Raw genomic sequence first — 26,449 nt, forward strand, 5'->3', positions numbered from 1 at the left:
CAGGGCTTCCGAGCTGCTTCTGAGGTCGTCGGCGCTACTTGCCGCGGTGGGCCGGGGCGCCCGCGGCCTGCGGGGCCTTGTAGCCGATGTCCTGGTAGTGCGGCGCCCCGAAACCGAAGGCGCCGACGTTCACGAGCTTCTTGTCGGTGGCGACGAGCTGGGGGCGCTGGAAGAGCGGAATCGATCCTGCGGCGGCCCAGATCCGGGCGTCCGCCTGCCGCACGAGCTTCTGGGCGGCCTTCTCGTCCAGCTCCGAGACCGCCTGGTCGAAGAGCTGGTCGATGTGGTCCGTCCCGACGCGGGTGTAGTTCTGCTCGACGAGCAGCGAGCCGTCGGTGGCCGGGACCGGCTTGGCGAAGATCGGGCGGCCGTCCGTGGCCGGGTAGGCGGTGGCGGGCCAGGAGTACAGGGCCATGTCGTAGTCGCCGGACGCCACGTGGTCGCGGAAGTAGCTGTCGTCGGGGACCTTGGTGATCACCGTGCGGATGCCGATCGTGTCGAGCATCGCGGCGATCCTCTCCCCGACGCTGCGCAGGGCGGCCGAGTCGGGTCCGGACGGCAGGACGAAGCGCAGGCTCAGCGGCTTGCCGTTCTTGCCGAGCGGACCGCGGGCCGTGTCGGCCCCCGGGGCCGGGGCCGCGGTGCCGGCCGGGGCGTAGGCGCCGGTGGCTCCTCCCGGCTGCCGGTCCTGGGCCCGGACGTCCTGGACGTCTCGGGCGTCCTCGGAGGTGCCGGTGGAGCCGAGGTGACCGGCCTGGCGCAGCAGGGCGGCGCTCTGGGCCGCGGCGGCGGGCGCGGGTGCGATGACGTGCACGCCGTCGGCGGTCCCGCCGGGCTTGTCGTCGCCGACGATGTAGAGGCCGTCGTCGTCGGAGGGCTCGCCCGGGGCGGCGTGGTCCGCCTCGCCGGCGTCGCCGGCGGTGTCCTCCCCCGCGCTCCCCTTCTCCTCCTCGGGCTTCTCCTCGCCGGCCGTCGTGTCCGCGTCCTTCTTCCGCTGCTCGCTCTCGCTGCCGGCCTTGGTGCCGTCGTTCCTGTCGAGGGCGCCCTCGCGCGTCCAGCCCGCGTCGGCCAGCAGCGCCTGGGCCTTCTCGGTGTCCTGCTTGCCGAGCGCCTCGCTGCCGTCCTTGTACGCGGGCTGCCCGGCGAGGGCCAGGTGGCTGCCGAGCGGCCGCGCGGGCAGGCCGAGCGGCTTCAGTACGGTGTCGGCGAGTTCCTGGCGGTCCAGGGCGCGGGCCACGGCCCGGCGCACCCGGTCGTCGGCGAGCGGCCCGGTCTCGCCGTTCAGCGCGAGCTGGGTGTAGGCGGGCTCCAGCGCCTTGCGGACGGCGTAGGCGCGCAGCCCGCTCTGCTCGGTGGCGTACGCCTCGGCGGCCCGGGCCTTGTCGTCCCTGGCCTCCTGCTCCTCCTCGGCCGCCTCCTCGTCGGTCCCGTGCGCCACCGCCCAGGAGCGCAGGGCCGCCGCCGGGGTGAGCTCGGCGCCGGGGCCGTGGGCCGGGGGTGCGCCCGCCGCGCCCTCGCGGGCGGCCTGCGCGATGCGGTGAGCGGTGGTGGGGTCGATGTCGGCGATGTCGACGGTGCCCTCGGCCAGCGCCTCGGCGCGGTCCTCGGGATCGACGGCCTTGAAGACCAGTGAGTCGAGCTTGGCGGGGCTGCCCCACCAGCGGGGGTCGCGGGTCAGCGTGACGGACCCGGTCCGCTTGTCCGCCTCGCGCAGCCGGAACGGCCCTGCCGTCGCCTCGACGGTGGTGCGCGCGCCCTCGTTGAAGGCGTCCGGGGAGCCCGTCACCTGCTTCGGGTACAGCGGGGAGAACAGCGAGCGCCAGTCCGCGTACGGCTTGGCGAAGGTGACCTTGACCTCCAGGTCGTCGGCGCCGCGCTCGATCTTCTCGATGCGCTCGTAGCCGGCGTTGCGGGCGGTCCAGAACGCGGAGTCCCGCCCGCTCAGCGCCCGCCACTGGGCGACGAAGTCCGGCGCCCCGATCTCGCGGCCGTCGCTCCAGACCGCCTGCTGGTTGAGGCGGTAGACGACGACCTGGCGGGGCTCGGTCCCGGTCACCTCCGCGGATTCCAGATAGTCCGGGTTGAGCTGCGGCCGGCCCTTGGCGTCCAGCGGGAAGAGGGTCGGCAGCAAGGCCTCGGTGATCCGGGTGGTGGCGCTGTCGGCGTCCGCCTGGAAGGCGTTGAGGGTGGCGGGCATCGCGTCGATCGCCCAGGTGACCTTGCCGCCGTCGGTGACCTGGTCCCGGTCGGCGCGGGCCACGTCCTGCGGCACGACGGCGACGGCCGCCGTCTCGTCCCCGTCCGAGCTGCACCCGGCCAGCACGGGGAGGGTGAGCACGCCTGCGGTGAGGACGCAGCCCAGGCGGCGCTTTCGGGCCGTCCCGCGCGGGACGCCGTCGTGGGACATGGCTGATACCTCCGGGGACGGCCCGGCCCGCGTCGAGAACGGTCCGGATGGGGCGTTTGGGTGGAATTTGCAGTTGATCACACTGGTTCCGCCCCTCCACTGAAAACGCCCTCGCGCGGGAAGGCGGCGCCGACACGGCGAGGCCGCCCGAAATCTCACCCGTGCGGCGGAGCGCCGCGGCCCGGTGGGCCGCGGCGCTCCGTCCCGTCCGGGTGCGGTCAGCCCAGCAGCTTGACGATCTCGTCGGTCGTGCCGGTCTCGCCGAGGCGCGGGAAGATCCGCTGCACGCTGTTGTCGTGGGCCTCGCCGCTCATGTCGGTCATGGCGTCCGTGACGAGGGTGACGTGGTAGCCGTGCTCGTGCGCGGAGCGGGCGGTGGACTCGACGCCGATGCTGGTCGCGATGCCGGCCACCACGACCTGGGTGACGCCCCGGCGGCGCAGCTGAAGGTCGAGGTCGGTGCCGTAGAAGGCGCCCCACTGCTGCTTGGTGACGACGATGTCGCTCTCGCGCGGGCCCATCTCGGGCACGATCTCCGCCCAGTCGGCGGCCGGCTCCCCGCCCCGCGCCGGGCCCTCGGTGCGGCCGGGGGCGCCGCCGGTGACGCGGACGAGGACGACGGGGAGCCCCTTGGCCCGGAAGGCGTCGGCGAGGGTCGCGGCGTTCGCGACGACGTCGGCGGAGGGGTGGGCGACGGGCAGGGCGGTGATGCCCTTCTGGAGGTCGACGACGATCAGCGCGGTGTTCGGGTCGAGGACGGTGGCGGTCATGGTGGTGCTCCTTGTGGGGGTGGTGTTCGAGGGGGGATCAGGTACGGCCGCGCAGGGCGCGGTCGGTGACGGTGAGGACGATGAGCAGGACGCCCAGGACGGCGGCGACGGCGGCCATGAGGTGCAGACCCCGGTCGCCGGCCGACTGCCCGCAGGCCAGGGCGATGAGGCTGGAGGCGGTGATCGCCCCTATGTACTGGGCGGTGCGCTGGAGGCCGGCCGCGGAGCCGACCGATTCGGGCGGCGCGTAGGCCTGGACGGCCGCCTGGTTGCTGGTGCCGATCAGCCCCTGCGGGATGCCGAAGCAGGCCCCGGCCAGCAGCAGGACGGCGACCGGCGCGTCGCCGGAGAGCAGGAACAGCAGCCCGGCCCCGGCGGTGAGCAGGACGCAGGCCAGGACGAGCGGGCCGCGGATGCCCTTCGTGCGGGCGCCGAGCAGCGAGCAGACCAGTGCGGCGACGGACATCGGCAGCATCAGCAGACCGGTGTGCCCGGAGGAATAGCCGCGGGCCTCCTCCAGCCACTGGGTGTATCCGTACATGACGCAGTAGATCAGCAGGTAGCCGAGGCCGTGCCGCAGGTACGTACGTGAGAGCGCGCCGTTGCCCGCGAGCGTCCGCAGGTCGATGAAGGGTGCGGGGGCGCGCAGCTGCCACCGCACGAAGGCGCCGCTCAGCGCGGCGAACGGCGCCAGCAGCCACCAGACCGGGTGGGCCAGGTCGAGCAGGAAGAAGACGAGCACGGTCAGCGCGGTGGCGAACAGGCCGATGCCGAGGGGATCGAGGCCGAGCCCGGGCGCCGGGGCGCCCGCCGTGCGGGCGCGGGGCGGGTCGGCGGGGATCCAGAGCGCGGCCGCGCCGAGGGCGATCAGCGCGACGGGCACGTTGACGGCGAAGACGGCGCGCCAGCCGGCCGTCATGACCAGCAGTCCGCCGAGCGTGGGCCCGACCGCCGCGCTGCCGAGCGCGGCGAAGGAGAGCCGGGCGAGCACGGGGCGCGGGGTGACCCGGCCGATCCGGGCCGATTCGTCGCGCAGCACCGCCATCGCGGCCGGGTAGGCCGCCGACGTGCCGATGCCGAGCAGCAGCCGCGACACGATCAGCTGGCCGAAGCCCTGCGCGAAGGTGCCGACCAGGCCCGAGGCGACGACGACGAGGAGCCCCGCGAGGAACACCCGGCGCGGCCCGAGGACGTCGGCGAGCCGGCCCAGGACGGGCTGGGCGACGGCGCTGGCGAGGTAGAGGACGGAGATCAGCCAGGCGGTGTCGGCGGCGCCGACGGAGAAGTGGTGCCCGATCGCCACCAGCGCGGTGGAGATCATGGTGGTGTTGAGCGGGTTGAGCAGCGAGCCGAGCAGCAGCGGGGCGGTGAGGCGGGCGCTGAACCCGGTATCGGGTGCCGTCCGGTGCGGGCGGACCGCCGCGCGTACCGCTCCGGGAAGCAGTTCGCGACCGGTCACGAACCGACCAGGCGTTCGATGAGGGTGGCGGCTTCGGCGACCGTGCGCCGCTCGTGCCCGTCGAGCTCGGCGGCGACGGCCTCGGCGAGCCAGTTCCGCTTGGCGGCCCTGACCTGGGCGAGGGTGGCGCGTCCGGCATCCGTGACCGACATGACGGACTTGCGGCCGTCCGCCGGGTCCGGCGCCCGCTCGACGAGCCCCTGCTCCTCCAGCGCGCCCAGGGTCAGCCGCATGGACTGGGGGCGCACGAACTCCGCGCGGGCCAGCTCCGCGGTGGTGGCGGCGCCCCCGTCGTCGAGCCGGGCCAGCACCGAGCGCTGGGTGGGCGTCAGCAGCGACTCCGACGACGAGGAGCGCAGCCGCCGCAGCAGCCGGCCGACCACGGAGGCCAGTTGGTCCGCCACCTCTTCGGCGGAGGGGCCGGGCGCGCCCCCAGGTACTTGCGTCATACATTCACCGTACGAGAACGACAGGGCACCTTGCAAGGCGGCCTGTCGTTCCGCTCGACCGCCCTCCCGATCATCACCCCTCCGCCCCCATACCGGAACCACGCCGTTCGTTTCCCGGCGCGCCGCCGCACACCGAGCGGGCCGTGCACGCGGACGCCTCGTGTCGCGACTCCCCAGACGTGGACATAGCCTCACAAACGTGACACCGCCTGTGAGCCGAACCCGGATCCTCATACCGGGCCGGGCGCTGCTCGCCGTACTCCTGACGGTGTGCTGGCTGGCCCCGGCCCCCGCGCCGACCGCACGTGCCGACGACCCGATCACGCTCTCCCGCGACGGGCAGATCACCGACAGGGTGGGCGCGCTCGGCGACCGCAGGCCCCAGGTGGTGACGGCGCTCGACCGGCTCTACGACGAGCGGCGCGTCCAGCTCTTCGTGGCGTACGTACGCGACTTCTCCGGCCGTTCCCCGCAGGACTGGGCCGACGAGACGGCCGGCCGCAACGGTCTCGGCCGCGACGACGTCCTGCTGGCCGTCGCCACCCACGCCCGGCAGTACGCCTACTCCGTCGACCAGGACTCGCCCCTCACCGACGCCCAGCTCCAGGACGTGGCGAGCACCGCCGTCGAACCGGCGCTCCGGGCGAACGACTGGGCGGGCGCCGCGATCGGCGCCGCCGACGGCTGTACCGCCGTCCTGGCCGGCGAGCCCGTGCCCACCCCGGCGATCACCCCGGGCGCCGCCGACCCGGGCGCCGGCTCGGGAGGCACGAGCACCGGCGACCTCCTGCTGCCGGCCGTCCTGCTCTGTGTGGTCGCGGCCGTCGCCGCGTACGCCTTCCTCCGGCGCAAGCGGCGCGCCGCCACCCGCACCACGCCCGGCGCGACGGGCTGGGGCCCGGCGGGACCCGGCCGGGGCGCTGCCGCGCCGCCGCCCACCCCGCTGCCGGAGCTCGACGCCCGGGCCAAGGAGACGCTCGTCGCCACCGACGACGCGGTCCGCACCAGCGAGGAGGAACTGGGTTTTGCCACCGCCCAGTTCGGGGAAGAGGCCGCCGCGCCGTTCGCCGAGGCGGTGACGTACGCCAAGGGCGAGCTGACGGCCGCGTTCCGGCTGCGCCAGCAGCTCGACGACGCCTTCCCGGAGGACGACGCGACCCGTCGGCGGATGCTGGACGAGATCATCAGCCGCTGCGCGGACGCGGACGGCCGCCTCGACGCGGTCGCCGAGGACTTCGACCGGCTGCGCGAGCTGGAACGCGACGCGCCGCAGGCCCTGGCCGCCGCCGAGACCGCGTTCCGCGAGCTGACCGGCCGCGTCCCGGCCGCCGAGTCCACGCTCGCCTCGATGCGCGAACGGTACGCGGAGCAGGCCTCCGCCCCCGTCGCCGGTGACGCCGAACAGGCCAAGGACCGGCTGGTCTTCGCCACCTCCTCGCTCAACCGGGCCCGCCAGGCGGTGGACGGCGGCGACCACGCGGCGGCGGCCGTCCACGTCCGGGCCGCCGAGGGCGCGATCGGGCAGGCGGGCACCCTGGTCGACGGCGTGGACCGGCGCGCGCGGGAGCTCGACGGGGCGGCGGACCGGCTGCCGGCCGCGCTCACCGAGCTGGAGACGGACCTCGCGGACGCGGGCGGGCTGCTGGAGGGCGTGGCGCGGGGGGCGTCCACCGCGGACCTGCGGGGCCGGATCGCCCGCGCCCGGTCGGTGGCCGGTGATGTGCGCGAGGAGCAGGTCGCCGGCCGGTACGACCCGATCGACGCGCTGCGCCGGGTGGCGGAGGCCGACGCGGCACTCGACGAGGCGCTGGCCGGTGCGCGTGAGCGGGAACAGGGCGACGCGCGGGCCCGCTCGCTGCTCGACGGGGCGATGCTCACCGCGCGCTCCTCGGTCGCCGCCGCGGCCGGCTTCGTCACGACGAACCGGGGTGCGGTGGGCAGCGTGGCCCGGACCCGGCTGGCGGAGGCGCAGCGCCGGCTGGAGCGGGCGGCCGCGCTGGCGGGCACCGGCGACACGCAGGCCGCGCTGGCCGAGGCGCACCGGGCGGACGCGCTGGCCGGCGAGGCGCGGGCCTCGGCCGAGCAGGACGTACGCGGGTACGGATACGGCGGCCCCGGCGGCCTGGCGGGTGGGGGCGGCGGGGGCACGGGCGGCGCGGTCCTCGGCGGCATCATCCTCGGCGGCCTCCTGGGCGGGGGCGGCGGCCGGGGCGGATTCGGCGGGGGCGGGGGATTCGGCGGGGGCGGCGGGCCCGGCAGCTTCGGCGGCGGGGGCACCCGGGGCCGGCGCGGCGGTGGCGGCCGCTTCTGAAACGGGGCGCGGGACCGTTCCCGTACGCCGTCGTCGTACCCCAGCAGCAGGACCGGACACACAGGAGAGGTGCCATGAGCAAGCAGACCATTCTCGGACGCGTCACCCAGCTGGCGAAGGCCAACATCAACGCCCTGCTCGACCAGGCCGAGGACCCGCAGAAGATGCTGGACCAGCTGATCCGCGACTACACGGCCAACATCGCGGAGGCCGAGCAGGCCGTGGCCGCCACCATCGGCAATCTGCGCCTGATGGAGCAGGACCACCTGGTGGACGTCGAGGCGGCGCGCGAGTGGGGCGGCAAGGCGCTCGCCGCCAGTCGCAAGGCCGACGAGCTGCGGGCGGGTGGCTCGGGTCCCGAGGCGGACAGGTTCGACAACCTGGCCAAGGTCGCGCTCGGCCGCCAGCTCCAGTCGGAGAAGGAGGCCGGGACCGCCGAGCCGACCATCGCCGCGCAGACCGAGGTGGTCGACAAGCTCAAGGCGGGCCTGGACCAGATGAAGGCGAAGCTGTCGGAGCTGAAGGCCAAGCGGGACGAACTGGTGGCGCGGGCCGAGTCGGCGCAGGCGCAGAACCGGATGATGGACGCGGTCGGGAGCATCGACGTCCTGGACCCGACCAGCGAGCTGAGCCGGTTCGAGGACAAGGTCCGGCGCGAGGAGGCGCGGGCCCTGGGCAAGCAGGAGCTGGCCGCCTCCTCGCTGGACGCGCAGTTCGAGCAGCTGGACGCGCTGGGCGACAGCGCCGAGGTGGAGGCCCGCCTCGCCGCGCTGAAGACCACGAACTGACATCCTCCCCGTCCCGAAGAGACGGGGATTCCCGGGTCAGGCCGCCTCCGTGAACTCCGCCCCGGCCGGGCTCAGAACATGCTGAGCAGTTCCTCCACCGAGCGCTCGGCGGCCGGCCGGCCGTCGGGCAGCGGCAGTTCGAACCAGACGGTCTTGCCGCGCGGGGTCCGCCTCGCCCCCCAGGCCGCGCTGAGGAGCCCCACCAGCTGGAGGCCCCGGCCGCCCTCGTCCGTGTCCCGGGCGCGCCGGCGCCTCGGCTGGACGAGACCGGCGTCCCAGACCTCGCAGACCAGGGTGCGGTCGCGCAGCAGCCGGAGCCGGATCTCGCCCTCGCCGTAACGCAGGGCGTTGGTGACCAGCTCGCTGACCAGGAGTTCCGTGGTGTCCACCAGGTCGTCCAGGTCCCACGCGGTCAGCTGGCCGCGGGCCAGTTCGCGGGCGCGGGCGACCGAGCGGGGCTCGCGGGGGAGCCGCCAGTCGCCCACCGCCTCGGTGGGCAGGCCCTGGATACGGGCCATCAGCAGGGCGATGTCGTCCTCGCCGTGCCGCGTGTGCAGCGAGCCGAGCACCCGGTCGCAGACGTCCTCCAGCGGCTGGGCGGGTTCGACGAGGGCCTTGCGGAGCGCGGCGAGGCCCTCGTCCAGCGGGTGGTCGCGCGATTCGACGAGCCCGTCGGTGTAGAGGGCGAGGAGGGCGCCCTCCTTCAGCTCGACCTCGACCTCCTCGAAGGGTTCGCCGCCGACGCCGAGCGGCATGCCGGGCGGCACGTCGAGGAGCAGCGCGGCCTCGCCCGGTTCGACCACGACCGGCGGCAGGTGGCCCGCGTTGGCGAAGGTGCAGCGCCGGGTGACCGGGTCGTACACCGCGTAGACGCAGGTCGCGAGGTACACCTCGGAGAGGTCCGCCTCGCGGGACTTGTGCGCGGCGCGCGCGGGCCACTGGGCACCCCCGCCGCCGGACGCGGAGGGGGCGCCGAGCCCGCGGGCGACCTCGTCGAGCGCGGAGAGCACCTCGGCGGGTTCCAGGTCGAGCAGGGCCAGCGTGCGCACGGCGGTGCGCAGTTCGCCCATGGCCACGGCGGCGCGCAGGCCGCGCCCCATCACGTCGCCGACGACGAGGGCGGTGCGGTGTCCGGGCAGCTCGATCACGTCGAACCAGTCGCCGCCGATCTCGTTGGCGGTGTTGCCCGGCAGGTAGCGGCAGGCGATGTCGAGTCCGGCGGCCTCCGGGGCGCCGGGGGGCAGCAGGCTGCGCTGGAGGATCAGGGCGCGTTCGTGTTCGCGGCGGTAGAGGCGGGCGTTGTCGATACAGACGGCGGCGCGGGCGGCCAGCTCGGTGGCCAGGGCCCGGTCCCGGTCGTCGAACGGCTCGCTGCCCTTCGTACGGGAGAACCGGACGAGGCCCACCACGGTGTCGTGGGCGACCATCGGGACGGCGAGCGTGGACTGCACGAAGCCCCGGTCGTCGCCCGGCACGTCCGCCACGCGGCCGGTGCGCAGGGCGAAGGCGCAGGGCGAGCCGAAGGGGTAGCGGTGGACGGCGCCGAGCTCGGGGGGATCGGCGGCCCCGCCCGGCGGGCCGGCCTCGGACGCGGGGTGGGGCAGGGCGTCCGAGACGGCACTGGCGAAGGCGACGCGGCGCAGTTCCGCGGAGCCGCCGGCCGCGTCCCGGGGGAGGGCGCTCCAGCTGCCGGGCGCCGCCTCCTCGCCGGTGAGCAGGGCCTGGTAGAGGTCGACGGACGCCAGGTCGCAGAAGACCGGGACGGCGACGTCGAGGAGTTCGCGGGCGGTGGTCTCCAGGTCCAGGGAGTTGCCGATGCGGGCGCTCGCCTCGTTGAGCAGGGCGAGGTTGCGGCGGGCGCTGGCGGCCTCGCGGGCGGCGGTGTGACGCCGGGTCACGTCGGTGGCGAGGCCGGCGATGCCGATGGGGCGGCCCGATCCGCTGTGCACCCGGTAGAGGTTCATCGACCAGTGGCGGCGCTCGGTGTCACCGGGGGCCGTGCCGACGAGCTGGAGGTCGGTGACGGAGCTGCCCGTCTCCAGGACCCGTTCGAGGGTGGCGGTCAGGCGGTCGGCCTCGGTGCCGGTGAGGTAGTCGTCGACGGTGCGGCCCCGGTGGTCGTCGGGCCGGCCGCCGAAGACGGTGGCGAAGCGCTCGTTGGCCCGGACGACGGTGAGGTCGGTACCGAACAGGACGAACCCGAAGGGAGATTGGCCGAATATCGCCTGCGAGGCGGCGAGATCCGTCTCGATGCGGCGCAGGGCGCGGACGTCCACGACGATGCAGACCGCCGCCCGTTCGCCGGTGGCCGTCTCACTGGGCATCACATAGATCTCCGCGAGCCCGTGCACACCGTCCTCGCCGGGCATCCGGAAGGGGACGAGGCCCGTCCACTCCTTGCCGTCGAGCACCTCGCCGACCCTGCGACGGCCCTCGCGGCGGGCCTCGCCCGGCAGGAACGTCTCGACCGGGTCCTTCCCCACCGCCTCGTGCGCGGCCACGCCGAAGAGACCGGCGGCCCGGCGGCTCCACTGCTCGATCAGCCCGTCGGGCCCGATCGAGAAGGAGGCGACTCTGATGTAGTCGTAGATCGAGCCGGGCGGACTGCTCTGCCACACGACGTCGCCCGCTGTCCCAGGTATTTCGCTCACGCGACCGTCCCCTCCAGCTCACACACCGGACCGGTCATGCCCGCAGTATTCAGCACTACGGCCCCGTCCGGCACGGCGTTCACGATCACAGCACGGTCTCGGTCCCTTTCAGCCAGGTTCTTCCCGACCTCCGGTGATCGCTGTGCATCCCACCTCACTCCTAACCAGGCAGAGCCAGCTCGAACCACACCGTCTTGCCGCTCTTCGATCGCCTGGTCCCCCAGCGGCGGGCCGCACGGGCCACGAGCTGCAGTCCTCTGCCGCTCTCGTCGTCGGGTCCCGCCGTACGTTCGGTGGGCGGATCCGGAATCGGATCGGAGACTTCCACCAGCAGACCGGGGCGGGCGGCGGACCGGTCCCCGTTCGGGTGAGGGCGCAGCAGCCGCACCCCGATGGGGCCCGGTGTGTAGCGCATGGAATTGGTCACCAGCTCGCTGACCAGCAGAACGGCCTCGTCACCGACGGCCGAGTCGAGCCCCCAGTGGCGCAGCGCGTCGTGGACGGCGTGCCGGGCGACGCGTACGGCACCGGGGACAGCCGGGAAGCTCCACTCGGCGCGGTCGCCTTCGGTATCGGTCACGCCGATCACTCCCAAGAGCCGGCAACGGTGACGTCCTGTATGCGGGACCAAACAGCCCATACCCGATATTCAGGTCTAAATACCGCCGAGCTCGACACGCGGGGCGTACGGGTGTACGGCAGTGCGCACATACGGGTGCCCGGGAAGCGGGGGCGCACACCCCCGGCGCCGCGCGCCGCACCGCGGTCGCCCGCCCGAGGGCGTGCGCCGCCGGAAGGGCCGGCGCCCGACTCGGCCGGGGCCGCCCGCCGGGCCGTCACCCGCGCCCGTCACACCAGGTCGCCCCACGCCCTGAGGTCGTCGAAGAGCAGCTGGTCGACCGGCGGCACCCGGTCCCGGTCGGCATACGAGAACCACGCGACGTCCTCGATCTCGCTGCTGGCCCTCAGCCTGCCCGTGAACTCGGCGGTGTAGCAGGCCATCCGGACCACCGCGCCGCCCGGGAGGCCGGGGCCGCCGGCCTCGTAGGTCCCCACGTGCGCGACGGATTCCGCGTCGATCAGGACCGTCAGCTCCTCCTGGATCTCCCGCACGAGTGTGTCGAGGTCGCTCTCGGCGCCCTCCCGCTTGCCGCCCGGGATGTAGAAGACGTCCTTCCCGCGCGGACGCGCGCACAGAATCCTGCCGCCCTCGATGCGCACCCATGCCACCGTGTCGATCAGCACCGACATCACTCCGCCTTCACCGTCCGCGTCCCGTGTCAGCAGGACCCTAGTGCCGCGGCGGCCAGGGTTCGGAGGCGGCGGGGGAACGCGGGCGACGCGAAGAAGCGCCGCCCGTCGGTGGTGTCGGCGCCTTCGGGGCGCCCGAGCCGGGCGTGCGGCCCGGGGGCGCACCGGCGCACAAGGGCCCGCCCGGCGGGCAGAGCCCTTGGCGCAGTGCGCCCCCAGACCCCCTACGGCCGGGCGGCCTGCCCGATACGCTCCACCCAGTACAGCTGTTTGTGCCCCCGGTCCTGCAACTTGTCGGCGGCCCGCTGGGCCTCGCCCTGCGTGGCGTACCTGCCCACGCGGTAGCGGCTGCCGTTGTCGTCCTGCCGTACCACCAGCCAGGAGAGCGCGGCCCCGCTGTCGCTGCTCATCGTGTTTCTCCCGAGCATCGCGCCCCTCCCCTGAACGACGTGCACGCTTCTAAGGAACTCCAGGAAACCCCAGTCCGCATATGCCCGACCCTACGCCTGACCTTCACGCAACGAATACGTCTTTGCACAAAGAGGTACCGATCCGGCCAGGAACGACCAACGCCCTGGGGGCGCATTCATGTGAATGCGCCCCCAGGGCGTTGCGGGGCATCCGTCGCCGCCGGATGCCGCCCCGCGTCCCGGTACCGGCATCGGGCCATGAGGGCCGAAAGGACACCGGACCGGTCGCGGTCACCTCACCGGAAGCCGGTAGCCGACCCGGTAGCGGTCGGCGGGCACCACCACGTCGGCGGTCTCGACGGGCCGGCCCGAGGCGAAGAAGGTCCGCTCGATCACCATCACCACGTGCCCCGGCACCCCGCCGAGCGCCAGGAGCTCCTCCGCCAGCCCCGGGCGCGCGCCGACCTGTTCGGCCACGTTGTCCACGACCACGTCGATCGCGGCCATCCGCTCGACCACCCCGCAGCCGCCCAGCGGGCCCTCCTCGGGCAGCATCACCGGCGTGCGCCCCGTGATCGCGAGGGGCTCCCAGGAGGTGGAGAGCATCACCGGCTCGCCCGCTTCCCTGAACACGTAATGCGTACGCATCACGCGGTCGCCCGGCTCGACGCCGAGCCGCCCGGCGATCTCCGCGCTCGCCTCCTCCTGCTCGCTGCGCGACTCCCAGGTCCCCCGCGCCCCGTCCGCCGCCTGCTCCTGCCGGAACGGGCCCGCGCCCGCGTCGAGCCGGAAGCCGGAGCGCTCGACCATCCGGGGGACCGGCCGCTCGCGCACGTACGTGCCGGAGCCGGACCGGCCCTCGACCAGGCCCTCGGCCATCAGGACCTTGCGCGCCTCCAGCGCGACGGTGTCCGAGACGCCGTACTCCTCGCGGATGCGCGCCTGCGAAGGCAGGCGCGTATGCGGCGGCAGCAAACCATTGACGATCTTCTCCCTCAGATCGCTCGCCACGCGCAGATAGGCGGGCTGCTCACCGAAAGCCACAGGCCACTCCCCAAGAGGTTGACGGACTGCGACAGCGTCGCAACCGTGGGTTCCGATCCGCAAGCGCAGGCCACAGTTTCACTCGAAGTGATGACATTGAGCGGACCTGCGCATACTCCGCCCGCGCCGGCAAAGAACCCCTCGAACCGCCTTCACCACACTCTCGATCGCGCTTGGTCCAGACCGATAACCCCCGGCCCCACAGGCCGAAGAACCCGCCTTCATCCGCCGCCTGCGCCCTCTCCCCCCGTCGAGGTGACGCCGCGTCACGGCACGTGCGGCCCGGCGCTATTGACGAGTACACGCCCACGAGTATGGTCTAGACCTAGGAGCCGTCCCACCCCGATCCGCCGGACGGGTCCCAGGTGAGCCGCGGTCGCCCGGCGACCGACGGCGTGCGAAGGGACTGCGGGCGGCGCCCCCTCGCCACCGGCCGTACCGCGCCCCCACCCTGGCCGACACCCCCCTGTCGAGGCCGCAGCGGGTGCGGGCGCGTCCGACCGCTGCCGTCACCCCGCGGCAGTCCCCAGCGAAGGAGTTGGCATGAACGCGAAGCGGAAACTGGCCCTCGTGCTCGGTGCGGAAGTCGCCCCCCTGCTCGCAGTGGTCCTGCCGGCCACCACGGCCAGCGCGCACGGATACGTCTCCTCGCCGCCGAGCCGCCAGGCCCAGTGCGCCGCGGGCGTCGTCGACTGCGGCCAGATCACGTACGAGCCGCAGAGCGTGGAGGGCCCCAAGGGCCTCAGGAGCTGCAGCGGCGGGAACGCCCAGTTCGCCGAGCTGGACAACGACGGCAAGGGCTGGAAGGCCACCCCGGTCGGCAACTCGGCCGACTTCTCCTGGACGCTGACGGCCCGGCACGCGACGAGCACCTGGCAGTACTACATCGGCGGCTCGAAGATCGCGGAGTTCAACGACAACGGCGCCCAGCCCGGCGCCACCAAGACCCACCACGTCGGCTTCGGCGGCTACTCCGGCCGCCAGAAGGTGCTCGCCGTCTGGAACATCGCGGACACGGCCAACGCGTTCTACGCCTGCATCGACGTCCAGATCGGCGGGGGCGGCAACCCCGGTGACGGCGACGGGGACCCGGGCGACTGCACCGCGTCGGCCTGGGAGGCCGGCCGCGTCTACAACGGCGGCGACACCGTCTCGCACAACGGCCACACCTGGCGCGCCAAGTGGTGGGTCCAGGGCGAGCAGCCGGGGACGACCGGCGAGTGGGGCGTGTGGGAGGACCTGGGCGCCTGCTGACGCGTAACGGACACGGCCGCTTCGCGGGGGTTCCGCCCCGCGGAGCGGTACGGGCGCGGCGCGGGCCCGGCGGCGGGTGCCGGGCTCACGCCACGTACGACGCGGACCGGGCACCGTCCGAGGAGGCCAGGACCTTGCGCGTGACGCGCTCGGCGAACGCCGCGACCAGGGCGCGCGGGCGGCGCGGCAACAGGTGCGCCGCCAGCGCGTTGCCGAACCCGGGCGTGACGTAGGCGCGGTCCCGGTCGAGCGCGGCCAGCGCGGCGCGCACCACCGGCTCCGGCGTGCCCATCGAACCGTTGACGGCCGCCTCGCGGGTGCCGATGGCCTCGAAGAACGGGGTGTCGACGGGCCCGGGGCACAGGGTGAGCACACGCACGCCCCGGCCCCGGCACTCCTGCCGCAGGGAAAGCCCGAAGTTCAGCACGAAGGCCTTGGCCGAGCCGTAGACCGCGAAGTACGGGGCGGGCTGGAAGGCGGCGGTGGAGGCGACGTTCACGACCGCGCCCGCCCCGCGCTCCAGCATGCCGGGGAGCAGCGCGTGGGTGAGGCCGACGAGCGCGACGACGTTGACCATCAGCTGGTCGTGGTCCCGGCCGGCGTCGATGTCCTCGAAGCGGCCGCAGGTCCCGAACCCGGCGTTGTTGACCAGCAGCCCGATCCGCAGGCCGAGCGCGTCGAGCCGGCCGGCGACCGCGCGGGCCGCACCCGGCTCGGCGAGGTCCTGGACCAGGACGTGGGCCCGCACTCCGTGCGCGGCCTCCAGGCGCTCGGCGAGGGCGGTGAGCCGGTCCCCGGAGCGGGCGACCAGGACGAGGTCGTGGCCGCGGGCGGCGAGCTGGGCGGCGAACTCCGCGCCGAGCCCGGACGAGGCACCGGTGACGAGGGCGGTGGTCTGCATGAGAGGTCCCTTCACTGCGTGTGACCGACAGAGCAACTGAGACAACACCGTACAGGTTCTTTGGCTATCTGCAACAGAGTAGTTTCATTTAACCCAGAGATGACGCACCCATGTATCGTTTCGAGGAGTCAAGGGCCGAAGCGGGAGGCACCATGGGAGAGACGGCGGCGAGGCCGTTGCGGGCGGACGCGGAGCGCAGCGTGCGCATGATCCTGGAGGCGGCCGAACGCCTGCTCTCCCAGGACCCCGGCGCCTCGATGGAGCAGATCGCGGCCGAGGCGGGGGTGTCCCGGACGACGATCCACCGCCGCTTCGCGCACCGCCAGGCACTGATCGACGCCCTGGCCCTGTCGGCCGCCCGCCAGCTCGCCCAGGCCGTGGACGACGGCCGCCCCGCCACCGCCCCGCCCCTGGTGGCGTTGCACCGCATCACCGCCAACGTCCTGGAGGTCAAGGGCGCCTGGGCCTTCGCCCTGAGCCTCCCGGCCACCCCCGGCAGCGAGGCGGCCACCCTCCACGAGGACATGGCCCACCGCTGCGTCACCGTCCTGGAACGCGCCCGCGCGGACCGCCTCATCGACGAGTCGGCCGACCTCCACTGGCTCCAGCGCGTCTACTACGCCCTCCTCGGCGAGACGCTGCACGGCGACCCGGCCGACACCCTGACCGACCCGGACGCGCTGGCGGCGCGGGTGGTGGAGACGTTTCTGCGCGGGGCGGGGGCGCGGGGCTGACGAGGCCCGGCCCGGCGAGGACATGGCCGGCGAGGACATGGCCGGCCAACCCGTTCCCGGGCGCCTCGTCCGCAGCGCTCGACCACGACAAGGGGCACCTCGGCAGGGCGGAGCGCGGTGAGCGTTCCGCGTCCCCCGAACCGGCCCGGCGGTGTGACGCCTTCTCGGCGCGAGGGGCGAGTTCCGGCGCCCGGTCCCCGACCCGGTGCCGAGAGCGCGGACGCTTCGGCTCAGGGCGCACGCGGCCGCCCCGCGGAGATGTGGCGACCTCCGGACACGTCGACTTCTCGCCACGACGCGACTCCTCCCGACGACACCGCCTCTGTCACCTTGAACTCCCATCGCTTCAGGCCGAATTGGAGTTCAGCACGATGCGTTCGACACTCCGTGCAGCTACGACGGCGGCGGCCGCCACCGTCCTGGCCGCCGCCGTCGCGCTCCCGGCAGCCGGCAACCCCGTCACCCCGGCTGCCGACAGCAGACCTCTCACCGGGAGTTCCGCCCCCGCCGCCGGGACCGCCGCCGCCGTCACCCTGATCACCGGTGACACCGTGGTCGTCACCACGGACGCCGACGGCCGTACCAGTGCTCATCTGCGTCCGGACACCGCCGGCCGCGCCGTCGACGCGGTGACCGAGGAACACGACGGCAACCGGTACGTCATCCCGGCTGCCGCGCTCGCCGGCATCCAGGACGGCTGGCTCGACAAGGAGCTGTTCAACGTCACCGGTCTGATCGAGCAGGGCTACGACGACGCGCACACCGGATCGCTCCCTCTGATCACCCAGTACGCGAACGCCTCGGCCGTTGCGCGCACCGCCTCCCCGGGCACACTGCCCGGGGGAACGCGGCTGGTCCGCACGCTGCCGACGGTGCGCGGGGCCGCTCTGAAGGTGGCCAAGGACAAGGCCAAGGACACCTGGAGGGATCTGGCCTCGCGCGAGGCGCGCGCCACCGGCCACGTCACCAAGGTCTGGCTCGACGCCAAGGTCGAGTCCACGATGGCCGAGTCGAACGCGCAGATCGGCACCGAGTCGGCCTGGGCGGCGGGCGTCACCGGCAAGGGCGTGAAGGTCGCCGTCCTGGACACCGGCATCGACGCCGCCCACCCGGACTTCGCCGGACGGATAGCCGACTCGAAGGACTTCACCGGTTCCAGGTACGGCACCGACGACAAGCGGGGCCACGGCACGCACACCGCATCGACCGTGGCGGGCACCGGAGCGGCGAGCGCCGGCAGGGAACGGGGGGTGGCCCCCGACGCCCGGCTGCTCATCGGCAAGGTCCTCGACGACGCGGGGTCCGGCTCCGCGTCGATGATCATTTCGGGTATGCAGTGGGCCGTCGATTCCGGGGCCGACATCGTCTCCATGTCGATCGGCACCGCCGGCCCGAGCGACTGCACCGACCCCATCTCCCAGGCCGCCGAGTCCCTGGCCGCCCAGAACAAGGCGCTGTTCGTCATCGCCGCCGGCAACGTCGGCCGTTCGGAGTCGATCACCTCACCCGGGTGCGCCCCCGGCGCCCTGACGGTCGGCGCCGTCGACGGCGACGACGAGACGGCCGCCTTCTCCTCCCGGGGCACCGTGCAGAACGCGCACACCGTCAAGCCGGAGATCGCCGCACCGGGGGTGAACATCCTGGCGGCGAACGCCGGGGTCCACAACGGCGTCAACGCCTACCAGCGGATGTCCGGCACCTCGATGGCCACCCCGCACGTGGCGGGCGCCGCCGCCCTGCTGAAACAGCGTCACCCGGAATGGGACGCGGCCCGCCTCAAGGCGGCGCTGATCTCCGCCGCCGACAGCGGCATCCCCGGCACGGTCCAGGAGACCGGCGCGGGGCGGCTGGACGTGCCGAAGGCGATGAAGCAGACGGTCGTCGGCCCCGGCGCCGTGTCCGCGGGCACCTTCGCCTGGCCGCAGACGGCGGCCGACGTGAAGACCGTGCCGGTGACGTACACCAACACCACGGACGCCCCGGTCACCCTGGCGCTCAAGGTCGGTCACGTCCTGGGGAACGACGGCACCCGCACCCCCACCGCCCTGGCCCGGCTGAGCACGTCCACGCTCACGGTGCCGGCCGGCGGCACAGCCGACGTACCCCTGACCATCGACCCGGCCGTCGGCATCAAGGACGCCCAGTACGGTGACTTCGGCGGCCGGATCGAAGCCGCCGCCTCCGACGGCACCACCGTCACGGTTCCCTTCGGCTTCCACCTGGAGCCGAGGTCGGTGGACCTGACGGTCAAGCTGATCGGGAGGGACGGACAGCCGCAGACGCCCTCCGCGACCCTCGACGTCATCGGCCTCGACGACGCCTCGGGCGGCAGCTACCACCCCTCGACCGGTGAGCAGAAGATGCGCCTGCGGGCCGGGACGTACTTCGTCAACGGTGTGCTGCCGACCCGGAACGCCGCCGGCGTCGTGGACACGGTGAACGAACTCGCCTATCCCGAGCTGAAGATGACGAAGGACACGGTGCTGGTCCTGGACGCCCGGAAGGCGCGCGAGGTCACCTACGCCACCGAGCAGCCCTCCGAGACGTCCGTCGCCGGCCTGTCGTACGGCCGCTGGTGGGACGGCGGCGGATCCTCCTGGGTGCACAGCGGATCGGTCAGCTACAACGGCGTCACGCACATCAACACCTGGGGGCACGGCGCGGCACACCGCGGCGGCTTCGAGGCGGCCGCCTGGTTCCGCGCGGTGAAGCCGGGCACGGGAAGCGCCAGCCCGTACGTCTACAACCTGGGTGTCGTGGACACCGACGTGATCGTTCCGGGCCGGCACAGCGAGGTGTCCGACAGCGATCTCGCCGCCGTCGAACAGCGATGGCACTCCATCGGCACGGCGACCACGTTCAGCGACACCATCGACAACTTCCGTCCCTGGAACCCGCTGTCGGCCGTGGGCGGCAGCGTCCTCCAGCCCGTGACCGTCCCCTTCACGCGGACCCAGTACTTCTCCGCGGGCGACGGCTCCGGCACCTGGGCGGAGTCGGGCACCAGCACCAACGAGGTGATGCGCGGCGCCGCCCGCGCCTTCCAGCCCGGCGAGCGTGACGAAGAGAGCTGGTACAAGGGCATCATGCGGCCCACCGCCGCACTGAACAGGGCGGGCGACCGGCTCCTCGCCGGCGAACGACAGGGCAACCTGATCGGTTTCCAGAGCGCGCTGTTCAGCGACGCCGACGGGCACTTCATGTACAGCCCGGGCTTCAAGGACGGCGGCAGCCTGTCCCTCTACCGGAACGGCACGAAACTGTTCGACCACGCCTGGCCCTACGGAGTGTTCCCGGTGCCCTCCGAGCCCGCCGACTACGTACTGGAGCAGTTCGCCCTGCGGTCCTACGGGAACCGCACGGTCAGCTATCCCTTCGCCACGATCACCAGCTTCCGCTTCCGGTCCGCCGAGAAGCCCGACGTGGCCTCGCAGACGCTGCCCCTCGTCTTCCCCGGCTACGACGTACCGGTGGACGGCCGGAACAAGGTCGAGGCGGGCAAGGTCCGCATCCGCCTTTCGGCCACCGGTCACGCCGACTACGCACCTGGGGAGATCACCGGGGCGACCGTCAAGTACTCGTATGAGGGCCCCGTGCTCACTCCGGCCTGGATCAACGCCGAGGTCGTCCACGAGAACGGCGCCTGGTTCGCGGAGATCGACCACACCGGAGCGAGCGGCAAGGACGTCTCCCTGCTCGTGGACCTGACCACCGAGAACGGCGGCTCGGTGCAGCAGCACGTCATCGACGGATACGGCGTACGTTGACAGCCGGGCCGGGCCCCTGCATCACCCAGGCGCCCGGCCTGCGGCCACGTCCGCACCGCCCCCGCGCCCCGAGACGGTCACCGGCCTCTCCTTCGGCCCGTCCCCACACCGCCGGGCGGGCTCACCCCGCCGGAGCGGCGACGCCCCGGAAGGTGCGGCGGTAGGCCATCGGTGAGACGCCGATCGCGGCGTGCAGGTGCTCGCGCAGCGAGGTCCCGGTGGCGAAGCCGACCCGTCCGGCGATGTCGTCGACGGGCAGGTCGGTGGTCTCCAGGAGGTGCTGGGCCCGGGACACGCGCTGCTGGATCAGCCAGCGTCCCGGGCTCGTCCCGACCTCCTCGTTGAACCGGCGGATGAAGGTGCGCAGGCTCATCCGGGCGTGCCCGGCGAGCCGTACCAGCGTCAGCGGCTCGTGCAGGTTCTCCAGCACCCACTGGCGGGTGGCCGAGGTGCCGTTCGCGGACGGCGGCGGCACGGGGTGCTCGATGTACTGGGCCTGGCCCCCGTCCCGCCACGGCGGCACGACACAGACCCGCGCCACATGGTTGGCGACGGCCGCGCCGTGATCCCGCCGTACCAGGTGGAGGCAGACGTCGACCCCGGAGGCGGCGCCCGCCGAGGTGAGCACATCGCCGTCGTCCACGAACAGCACGTCGGGGTCGAGCGCGACCGTCGGGTACCAGGACCGGAAGACGCCGGCGACGGCCCAGTGGGTGGTGGCGGGCCGGCCGTCGAGCAGCCCGGCCGCCGCCAGCACGAACGCCCCCGTACAGATCGACACGATCCGGGTCCCGGGCCGGACCGTCGCGAGGGCCTCCGCCACCCCCGGCGGCAGCTCGCGCGAGATCCGGGAGAGGTCGAAGGGCGGCAGCAGCACCGTGTCCGCCGCCGCGAGAATCTCGGGGCCGTGCCCCACCGTCACCGAGAAGTCCGCGTTCGTGGCGACGGGCCCGCCGTCGACGGAACAGGTCCGGACCTCGTAGCGGTCCTGGAGCGCGCCGAAGATCCGGCTCGGGATGCCGAGTTCGAAGGGGTACACCCCCTCCAGGGCGAGGACGGCGACACGATGGACAGCGGTCATGGCACGATCCCGTTGTAAGTTGGCATTCATGCCATGGTACGGGGAAGCGCCTCCGGCGAGGCTGGTGCCCATGACGAACCACGCCACCATGCGCGCCATCAGCCAGGACACCCACGGCACCCCCGACGTGCTGAAGGAGGCCGTACTGCCGCGGCCCGTGCCCGCTCCGGGCCAGATCCTCGTCGCCGTGCGCGCCGCCGGGGTGAACCCGACCGACTGGAAGCACCGCGCCGCCGGCCTCTTCCTGAACCGTCTGCCGCTGGTCCTCGGCTGGGACGTGTCCGGCGTCGTCGAGGCCGTCGGCTTCGGCGTCACCCTCTTCAAGCCCGGCGACGAGGTCTTCGGGATGCTGCCCTACCCGCACGGTGCCGGCTCCCACGCCGAGTACGTGACCGGCCCCGCCCGCGCCTTCGCGCACAAGCCCGCCGGTATCGACCACGTCCAGGCCGGCGCCCTGCCGCTCGCCGCCCTCACCGCCTACCAGGCGATCGTCGACACCGCCGCGGTCCGCGCCGGACAACGCGTCCTGATCCACGCGGCCGCCGGCGGCGTCGGCCACCTCGCCGTCCAGATCGCCAAGTCCCGCGGCGCGTACGTCATCGGCACCGCCAGCGCCCCCAAGCACGACTTCCTCCGCTCCCTCGGTGCCGACGAGGTCATCGACTACCGCGCCACCGACTTCCGCGACGCCGTCCAGGACGTCGACATGGTCCTCGACCCGCTCTCCGGTGACACCCGCGCCCGCTCCCTCGACGTCCTGCGCCCCGGCGGCATCCTCGTCTCGCTCCTGCCGGGCACCGACCCCGACGAGGCCGCGAAGGCCGCGGCCCGCGGGGTCCGCGTCGAGACCCTCCTCGTCGAAGCCGACCACGCCGGCATGAACGCCATTGCCGGCCTGGTCGCCTCCGGCGCCCTGCGGGCCCGTGTCGAGGCCGTCTTCCCCCTCGCCGACGCGGCCGAGGCCCATGCCCTGGGCGAGACGGGCCGCACCACCGGCAAGATCGTGCTGACCGTCACCTGAGCTCCGACGACCGGGCCGAGGGGCGGATACGCGAGGAGCCGAGCGGCCGTGGGCGCGCCCTCACCGGAAGGCGCCGGTCCTGGCCGCGTACGGCGAGAGCCACGGCCGCGGCGAGGGTGCCACCGGCGCTGCCGCCGCCGGCGGCCGGCACGCCTTCGGTGTCGGCCCCGGCGGCGGTCGCGGGGCCGGTCAGGCCCGTGACGGTACGCCGGTCCCCTGCGCCACTACGTCGCTGCCGGTGTTCTTGGTGCGGAGGAAGGCGGTCGCGATGACGACCCCGAGGAGGACCAGGGCCGCGTTGACCGCGATGGCGACGGTGATGCCGTGGTGGACGGCGGACGCGCTCACCGCACCGGCCGTGCTCGCGGTGACCACGGCGGACATGACCGGTGTACCCATGGTGATGCCGATCTGCTGGGACATCGAGGCGAGGCCGGTGGCCAGGCCCTGTTCCTCGTCCGGGAGCCCACTGGTGGCGGTGACCATGAAGCCGACGATGACGATCATGTTGCCGATGCCGCCGAAGAAGGTCGCGGGCAGCAGCAGCGCCATGGCCGCGCCGGTGGTCGTCCCCAGGAAGAGGAGGGCTGCGGTGAAGACGGTCTGGATGACACCGCCCGCGATCAGGGCGGTACGGGTGGAGGTCCGGGCGATGACCTTGGGGGCGACCAGTCCGCCGACGACGGTGCCGATGCCGAGGACGCCGAAGGAGATGCCGGCGGTCAGCGGGGAGAAGCCGAGGGTCTTCTGCAGATAGAGGGTGAGGAGGTAGACCAGGGACGTCTCGGTGATGAAGGCGAGTGCGCCCAGCGCGTTGCCCCAGGCCACGTTGCGGCGGCCGAGCGTCTTCAGCGGGACGAGGGGCTCGGCTACCTTGCGCTCGATCAGGAGGAAGGCCGCCAGGAGGACGGCGCCGGCAATCAGACCTGTGAGAGCGTGGCCGCTGGTCCAGCCGTGCTCGCCGGCCTGGGTGAGGCCGTAGACCAGGCCGAGCAGGCCGAGGGTGACGGTGAGCGCCCCGGGCAGGTCGAGCTTCGGGCGTACGGCGGGCCTGGACTCCTTGATCACGGCCGGGGCGATGAGGACGACGGCCAGCGCGACGGGCACGTTGACGAAGAACGCCCAGCGCCAGGAGAGCAGGTCGGTCAGGACGCCGCCGAGGATCGCACCGGCGGTGAACCCGGCTGACATCAGGGCACCGTTGATGCCGAGTGCCTTCTGCCGCAGCGGGCCCTCGGGAAAGGCGGTGGTGAGCAGGGCGAGTCCGGCCGGGGTGGCGGCCGCGGTGGCCAGACCCTGCGCGACGCGGGCGATCAGCAGGATCTCCGGGGTGGTGGCGAGCCCGCCGGCCAGGGAGGAGACCCCGAGGAGCACGAGGCTGCCGATGAAGATCTTCTTACGGCCGATCAAGTCGCCGATCCGGCCGAGGAAGAGCGTGAACCCGGCCGCCGAGAGCGCGAAGGCCGTCGCGATCCACTGCAGGTCGGACAGGGAGAAACCGAGGCCGTCGCCGATCGCGGGGAGCGCGACGTTCAGGATCGAGAAATCGACGGCCAGCATGAACTGGGCGACCAGGAGCACGGCCAGGACGAGCTTCAGCCGGCCGGTCAGCCGCTGGGGGCCGCCCGGGGGAACGGACCGCCGCGGGTGCGTCCGCGCGGGGGCGTTCCTGGGGCCGGTGCCGGACTTCGAGCCGGCCTTCACTCGCATATCAGTCGTGGGCATGACAGAAATTCCTTTCACGCCCGGCACCCGCCGGGGCGGCGGGGCGGGCGAGGAGGGTCGGGACGCACTCCGGAACCCCTCCACCTAACGGGATCGCGGTTCCGTTACGGCCATGAAGGTAGCACCCTCGCCGAGTAAAGGGAACCCTGATACCGTTAAGGTGGTCGCGGTACCGCGAGGAGCCCCTGGAAGGAGCCCCAGATGTCCCCATCCCCCCTCTCCCCGGCCACCGGCAGGCGCCCCGCCCCGGCCGCCGCCGAGGCCGCCCCCACGGCCCCCGTCGGCAGCATCCGGCCCGGCGGACGTACCGCCCGCGTCCGCGAAGCCGTCCTCAAGGCGGCCGGCGACGCGCTCGCCACCGAGGGATTCGCGGCCCTCGACCTCGCCGAGATCGCCCGCCGCGCCGACGTCGGCAGGACCACCGTCTACCGCCGCTGGGGCACCCCCGGAGCGCTGGCCGCCGATCTCCTCGCCGACATGGCCGCCACCTCCCTGCCCCGCGCCGACACCGGGACGCTCGACGGCGACCTCACCGCCAACGCCCGCCTCGTCGTCAAAGCCCTTACCGATCCCCGCCAGGGCCCCCTCTTCAAAGCCCTGATCGCCGCCTCCCTCAGCGACGGCCAGGCCGCCGAAGCGCTCCACCGCTTCTACGACATCCGCATCGCCGAATGGACCGGCTGCGTCACCGACGCCATCGCCCGCGGCGAACTCCCCGCCGGCACCGACCCCCACGCGGTCATCGCCGCCGTCTCCGCCCCCCTCTACTACGCCCTCCTCAACACCGGCCGCCCGCTGACCGGGAAGGACGCGGACGAGGCCGCCCGCAGCGCCGCCCTGGCGGCCCGCGCCGGAGTCTGGTGTTCCGCGTCATCGGACTGAACCGGGGGCCGGACGGCCCCGGCGCACAGGAGGTCCCGCCCGCCGCCTCTTACGACGCCTTCTCCTCATCGCTCACCACGAGGGTCTTCGGCCGACGCGGCACGAGGCGGCTCGAAGCACCACGGGGGCCGGTGCCCATGCGGCCGAAGCCCTCCGCATCCATACGGCTGAAGTTCATGGCGTCAGCCGCTCATCCGCCGGAGCGGCCGGCGCGTTCTCCGAGGTTCAAGCCGCGAAGAGACGATGGACGGACATCGGGCCGTGACCGTTGGGCGAGTCGAGCGCCGGGTCCGCGCAGAGCACCGCCTGGTGCAGCCGCTGCATCCGCGCCGACGGCTCCACGCCGAGTTCACCGACGAGACGGGCGCGCAGGGCGCGGTAGACCTCGATGGCCTGCGCCTGGCGACCGCACCGGTACAGCGCGACCATCGCCTGCGAGTGCAGCCCTTCGTGCAGAGGATGCCGGGCCGTCAACGCCGTCAGCTCAGTGAGGAGTTCGGCTTCCAGCCCCAGCCTCAGGTCGGCTTCGATCCGCAGCTCCAGCGTGCCCAGCCTGCTCTCCGCGAGCCGCATCTCCTCGATCTCGAGCACCGCCCCGCGCGGCACGTCCACCAGGGCGGGTCCGCGCCACATCCCCACCGCACGTCCGAGCAGCTCCGCGGCGCGCACGTTGTCACCCCGTCCGAAGGCGGCCCTCCCCTGCGCGGCCAGATCCTCGAAGACCTGCACGTCCACGGCGTCGCGCGGCACCTGGAGGAGATAGCCGCCCTGCCGGGTCACCAGGATGTCCTTCGGGTCCCGGGCCTCGTCAGCGAGCGCCTCGGCGAGCAGCCTGCGCAGCTGCACGATGTACGTCTGCAGGGTGGTCTGCGAACTGCGGGTGACCCGCGTGCCCCAGAGCTCGTCCATCAGCGTGCCGACGGGGACCACCTGGTTCGGGCACACGGCGAGCATGGCCAGGATCTGGCGGGGCTTGCCGGCTGTCGGCGCGAATGATGCCCGTTCGGTCCGAGCACTCAGCTGTCCGAGCATCCTGATGTCCATGGACGACCTCCTACGCGGGGTGAGCTGTCACGCCCTGGAACCGAGCAGTACCGAAGCTCTCACCCGACGGACCTCCAGGACCAGTGCAGCCCTCCTCAAGTGCCGCTCGAGTCACACATGGAGCATGTGAGAAATGCACATCCGCCGTATGCGGCAGGCACTGGCCCGGCGGGCCCGTCCGCGAAAGGCTTCCGGACATCGCCGACCGAGGCGGTCCGGCGCCACCCACGTACGTGACGACAGACAGGATCCCGCCATGAACCTCACCGCCGGTTCCACCGCTCTCACCACTCCGGCCGCGGCTGCCGACGATCTGGTCATCGAGAACCTCACGCAGCTGTCCGCCGAGGAGTTCCAGCCCGGTACGTGTATCTGCTGGACGCCGGCAGCCGACGGACAGGCCGCCTGACCTCCGCGCCCCGACCTTCCTCGTCTCCCCCTCGCGCACGGCCTCGGCTCCGCGCCGCACACGCGATATCCGCCAGAGATGAACAAAGGAA

The 26,449-nt window shown here is 73.4% G+C and carries 21 protein-coding genes; 8 read left to right on the forward strand and 13 right to left on the reverse strand.

Features of this window, described 5'->3' with window-relative positions:
• Positions 1-34: 34 nt before the first annotated feature.
• The 4 genes from ABZ564_RS05775 to ABZ564_RS05790 all read right to left on the reverse strand — a co-directional run bounded on the left by ABZ564_RS05775 (position 35) and on the right by ABZ564_RS05790 (position 5,085).
• Positions 35-2,407 (reverse strand): ABC transporter family substrate-binding protein, encoded by a 2,373-nt coding sequence (locus ABZ564_RS05775; RefSeq protein WP_360850017.1) that lies wholly within the window; start codon positions 2,405-2,407, stop codon positions 35-37.
• 218 nt (positions 2,408-2,625) lie between these two features.
• Complete coding sequence (locus ABZ564_RS05780; RefSeq protein WP_360850020.1) at positions 2,626-3,177, reverse strand: isochorismatase family protein; 552 nt, start codon at positions 3,175-3,177, stop codon at positions 2,626-2,628.
• Between the two features lie 37 nt (positions 3,178-3,214).
• Positions 3,215-4,621: an MFS transporter gene (locus ABZ564_RS05785; RefSeq protein ID WP_360850382.1), complete on the reverse strand. Its 1,407-nt coding sequence runs from the start codon at positions 4,619-4,621 to the stop codon at positions 3,215-3,217.
• Between the two features lie 11 nt (positions 4,622-4,632).
• Positions 4,633-5,085 carry a MarR family transcriptional regulator gene (locus ABZ564_RS05790; protein ID WP_360850023.1) on the reverse strand — a complete coding sequence of 151 codons (453 nt, stop codon included), beginning with the start codon at positions 5,083-5,085 and terminating at the stop codon, positions 4,633-4,635.
• A 211-nt stretch (positions 5,086-5,296) separates the two neighbouring features.
• Between ABZ564_RS05790 and ABZ564_RS05795 the strand changes: the two genes are divergently transcribed.
• Positions 5,297-7,396 (forward strand): TPM domain-containing protein, encoded by a 2,100-nt coding sequence (locus tag ABZ564_RS05795; protein WP_360850385.1) that lies wholly within the window; start codon positions 5,297-5,299, stop codon positions 7,394-7,396.
• A 74-nt stretch (positions 7,397-7,470) separates the two neighbouring features.
• Positions 7,471-8,184, forward strand: coding sequence for a PspA/IM30 family protein (locus ABZ564_RS05800; protein WP_360850026.1), 714 nt, complete (start codon positions 7,471-7,473; stop codon positions 8,182-8,184).
• 71 nt (positions 8,185-8,255) lie between these two features.
• Here ABZ564_RS05800 and ABZ564_RS05805 read toward each other — a convergent pair whose 3' ends face one another.
• The 5 genes from ABZ564_RS05805 to ABZ564_RS05825 form a co-directional block, all read right to left on the reverse strand.
• Complete coding sequence (locus tag ABZ564_RS05805) at positions 8,256-10,802, reverse strand: SpoIIE family protein phosphatase (RefSeq protein WP_360850388.1); 2,547 nt, start codon at positions 10,800-10,802, stop codon at positions 8,256-8,258.
• A gap of 193 nt (positions 10,803-10,995) precedes the next feature.
• Positions 10,996-11,424, reverse strand: coding sequence for an ATP-binding protein (locus ABZ564_RS05810; protein ID WP_360850029.1), 429 nt, complete (start codon positions 11,422-11,424; stop codon positions 10,996-10,998).
• A 260-nt stretch (positions 11,425-11,684) separates the two neighbouring features.
• The gene (locus tag ABZ564_RS05815) at positions 11,685-12,086 is read right to left on the reverse strand and encodes an NUDIX domain-containing protein (RefSeq protein WP_360850032.1); all 402 of its coding nucleotides are present in this window, start codon (positions 12,084-12,086) and stop codon (positions 11,685-11,687) included.
• 224 nt (positions 12,087-12,310) lie between these two features.
• Entirely contained in the window at positions 12,311-12,496 is a 186-nt protein-coding gene (locus ABZ564_RS05820) for an SPOR domain-containing protein (RefSeq protein WP_360850035.1), read from the reverse strand.
• Between the two features lie 291 nt (positions 12,497-12,787).
• Positions 12,788-13,540, reverse strand: a complete 753-nt coding sequence (locus tag ABZ564_RS05825; RefSeq protein WP_360850037.1) for a GntR family transcriptional regulator — start codon at positions 13,538-13,540, stop codon at positions 12,788-12,790.
• Between the two features lie 543 nt (positions 13,541-14,083).
• Between ABZ564_RS05825 and ABZ564_RS05830 the strand changes: the two genes are divergently transcribed.
• Positions 14,084-14,794: a lytic polysaccharide monooxygenase gene (locus ABZ564_RS05830; RefSeq protein ID WP_360850040.1), complete on the forward strand. Its 711-nt coding sequence runs from the start codon at positions 14,084-14,086 to the stop codon at positions 14,792-14,794.
• 85 nt (positions 14,795-14,879) lie between these two features.
• Here the strand turns inward: ABZ564_RS05830 and ABZ564_RS05835 are convergent, their stop codons facing one another.
• The gene (locus ABZ564_RS05835; RefSeq protein WP_360850043.1) at positions 14,880-15,695 is read right to left on the reverse strand and encodes an SDR family oxidoreductase; all 816 of its coding nucleotides are present in this window, start codon (positions 15,693-15,695) and stop codon (positions 14,880-14,882) included.
• 152 nt (positions 15,696-15,847) lie between these two features.
• Between ABZ564_RS05835 and ABZ564_RS05840 the strand changes: the two genes are divergently transcribed.
• Positions 15,848-16,429 carry a helix-turn-helix domain-containing protein gene (locus tag ABZ564_RS05840; RefSeq protein WP_360850046.1) on the forward strand — a complete coding sequence of 194 codons (582 nt, stop codon included), beginning with the start codon at positions 15,848-15,850 and terminating at the stop codon, positions 16,427-16,429.
• Between the two features lie 371 nt (positions 16,430-16,800).
• Positions 16,801-20,196: a S8 family serine peptidase gene (locus tag ABZ564_RS05845; protein WP_360850049.1), complete on the forward strand. Its 3,396-nt coding sequence runs from the start codon at positions 16,801-16,803 to the stop codon at positions 20,194-20,196.
• A gap of 121 nt (positions 20,197-20,317) precedes the next feature.
• On the opposite strand, the gene ABZ564_RS05850 is transcribed toward ABZ564_RS05845, so the two are convergent.
• Entirely contained in the window at positions 20,318-21,277 is a 960-nt protein-coding gene (locus ABZ564_RS05850) for a helix-turn-helix domain-containing protein (protein ID WP_360850052.1), read from the reverse strand.
• Between the two features lie 88 nt (positions 21,278-21,365).
• Here ABZ564_RS05850 and ABZ564_RS05855 point away from each other — a divergent pair, with 88 nt between their 5' ends.
• Positions 21,366-22,298 carry an NADP-dependent oxidoreductase gene (locus ABZ564_RS05855; RefSeq protein ID WP_360850391.1) on the forward strand — a complete coding sequence of 311 codons (933 nt, stop codon included), beginning with the start codon at positions 21,366-21,368 and terminating at the stop codon, positions 22,296-22,298.
• A 189-nt stretch (positions 22,299-22,487) separates the two neighbouring features.
• Here ABZ564_RS05855 and ABZ564_RS05860 read toward each other — a convergent pair whose 3' ends face one another.
• Entirely contained in the window at positions 22,488-24,023 is a 1,536-nt protein-coding gene (locus ABZ564_RS05860) for an MFS transporter (RefSeq protein ID WP_360850055.1), read from the reverse strand.
• Positions 24,024-24,224: 201 nt separating this feature from the next.
• Here ABZ564_RS05860 and ABZ564_RS05865 point away from each other — a divergent pair, with 201 nt between their 5' ends.
• Positions 24,225-24,905 carry a TetR/AcrR family transcriptional regulator gene (locus ABZ564_RS05865; protein ID WP_360850058.1) on the forward strand — a complete coding sequence of 227 codons (681 nt, stop codon included), beginning with the start codon at positions 24,225-24,227 and terminating at the stop codon, positions 24,903-24,905.
• Positions 24,906-25,130: 225 nt separating this feature from the next.
• Here the strand turns inward: ABZ564_RS05865 and ABZ564_RS05870 are convergent, their stop codons facing one another.
• Positions 25,131-25,949 carry an AfsR/SARP family transcriptional regulator gene (locus ABZ564_RS05870; RefSeq protein ID WP_360850061.1) on the reverse strand — a complete coding sequence of 273 codons (819 nt, stop codon included), beginning with the start codon at positions 25,947-25,949 and terminating at the stop codon, positions 25,131-25,133.
• A 256-nt stretch (positions 25,950-26,205) separates the two neighbouring features.
• Between ABZ564_RS05870 and ABZ564_RS05875 the strand changes: the two genes are divergently transcribed.
• A complete protein-coding gene (locus tag ABZ564_RS05875) occupies positions 26,206-26,358 on the forward strand; it encodes a hypothetical protein (RefSeq protein ID WP_360850064.1) in 153 nt (50 codons plus the stop codon).
• The last annotated feature ends 91 nt before the right edge of the window (positions 26,359-26,449 follow it).

Source organism: Streptomyces sp. NPDC019224 (assembly GCF_040632605.1).
GTDB lineage: Bacteria > Actinomycetota > Actinomycetes > Streptomycetales > Streptomycetaceae > Streptomyces.

What these genes read in the sequence shown, in the direction of transcription:
- ABZ564_RS05775 (WP_360850017.1), bottom strand. Translation starts at nt 2,407, where the DNA reads ATGTCCCACGACGGCGTCCCGCGCGGGACGGCCCGAAAGCGCCGCCTG.
- ABZ564_RS05780 (WP_360850020.1), bottom strand. Translation starts at nt 3,177, where the DNA reads ATGACCGCCACCGTCCTCGACCCGAACACCGCGCTGATCGTCGTCGAC.
- ABZ564_RS05790 (WP_360850023.1), bottom strand. Translation starts at nt 5,085, where the DNA reads ATGACGCAAGTACCTGGGGGCGCGCCCGGCCCCTCCGCCGAAGAGGTG.
- ABZ564_RS05800 (WP_360850026.1), top strand. Translation starts at nt 7,471, where the DNA reads ATGAGCAAGCAGACCATTCTCGGACGCGTCACCCAGCTGGCGAAGGCC.
- ABZ564_RS05815 (WP_360850032.1), bottom strand. Translation starts at nt 12,086, where the DNA reads ATGTCGGTGCTGATCGACACGGTGGCATGGGTGCGCATCGAGGGCGGC.
- ABZ564_RS05820 (WP_360850035.1), bottom strand. Translation starts at nt 12,496, where the DNA reads ATGAGCAGCGACAGCGGGGCCGCGCTCTCCTGGCTGGTGGTACGGCAG.
- ABZ564_RS05830 (WP_360850040.1), top strand. Translation starts at nt 14,084, where the DNA reads ATGAACGCGAAGCGGAAACTGGCCCTCGTGCTCGGTGCGGAAGTCGCC.
- ABZ564_RS05835 (WP_360850043.1), bottom strand. Translation starts at nt 15,695, where the DNA reads ATGCAGACCACCGCCCTCGTCACCGGTGCCTCGTCCGGGCTCGGCGCG.
- ABZ564_RS05840 (WP_360850046.1), top strand. Translation starts at nt 15,848, where the DNA reads ATGGGAGAGACGGCGGCGAGGCCGTTGCGGGCGGACGCGGAGCGCAGC.
- ABZ564_RS05845 (WP_360850049.1), top strand. Translation starts at nt 16,801, where the DNA reads ATGCGTTCGACACTCCGTGCAGCTACGACGGCGGCGGCCGCCACCGTC.
- ABZ564_RS05850 (WP_360850052.1), bottom strand. Translation starts at nt 21,277, where the DNA reads ATGACCGCTGTCCATCGTGTCGCCGTCCTCGCCCTGGAGGGGGTGTAC.
- ABZ564_RS05855 (WP_360850391.1), top strand. Translation starts at nt 21,366, where the DNA reads ATGCGCGCCATCAGCCAGGACACCCACGGCACCCCCGACGTGCTGAAG.
- ABZ564_RS05860 (WP_360850055.1), bottom strand. Translation starts at nt 24,023, where the DNA reads ATGCCCACGACTGATATGCGAGTGAAGGCCGGCTCGAAGTCCGGCACC.
- ABZ564_RS05865 (WP_360850058.1), top strand. Translation starts at nt 24,225, where the DNA reads ATGTCCCCATCCCCCCTCTCCCCGGCCACCGGCAGGCGCCCCGCCCCG.
- ABZ564_RS05870 (WP_360850061.1), bottom strand. Translation starts at nt 25,949, where the DNA reads ATGGACATCAGGATGCTCGGACAGCTGAGTGCTCGGACCGAACGGGCA.
- ABZ564_RS05875 (WP_360850064.1), top strand. Translation starts at nt 26,206, where the DNA reads ATGAACCTCACCGCCGGTTCCACCGCTCTCACCACTCCGGCCGCGGCT.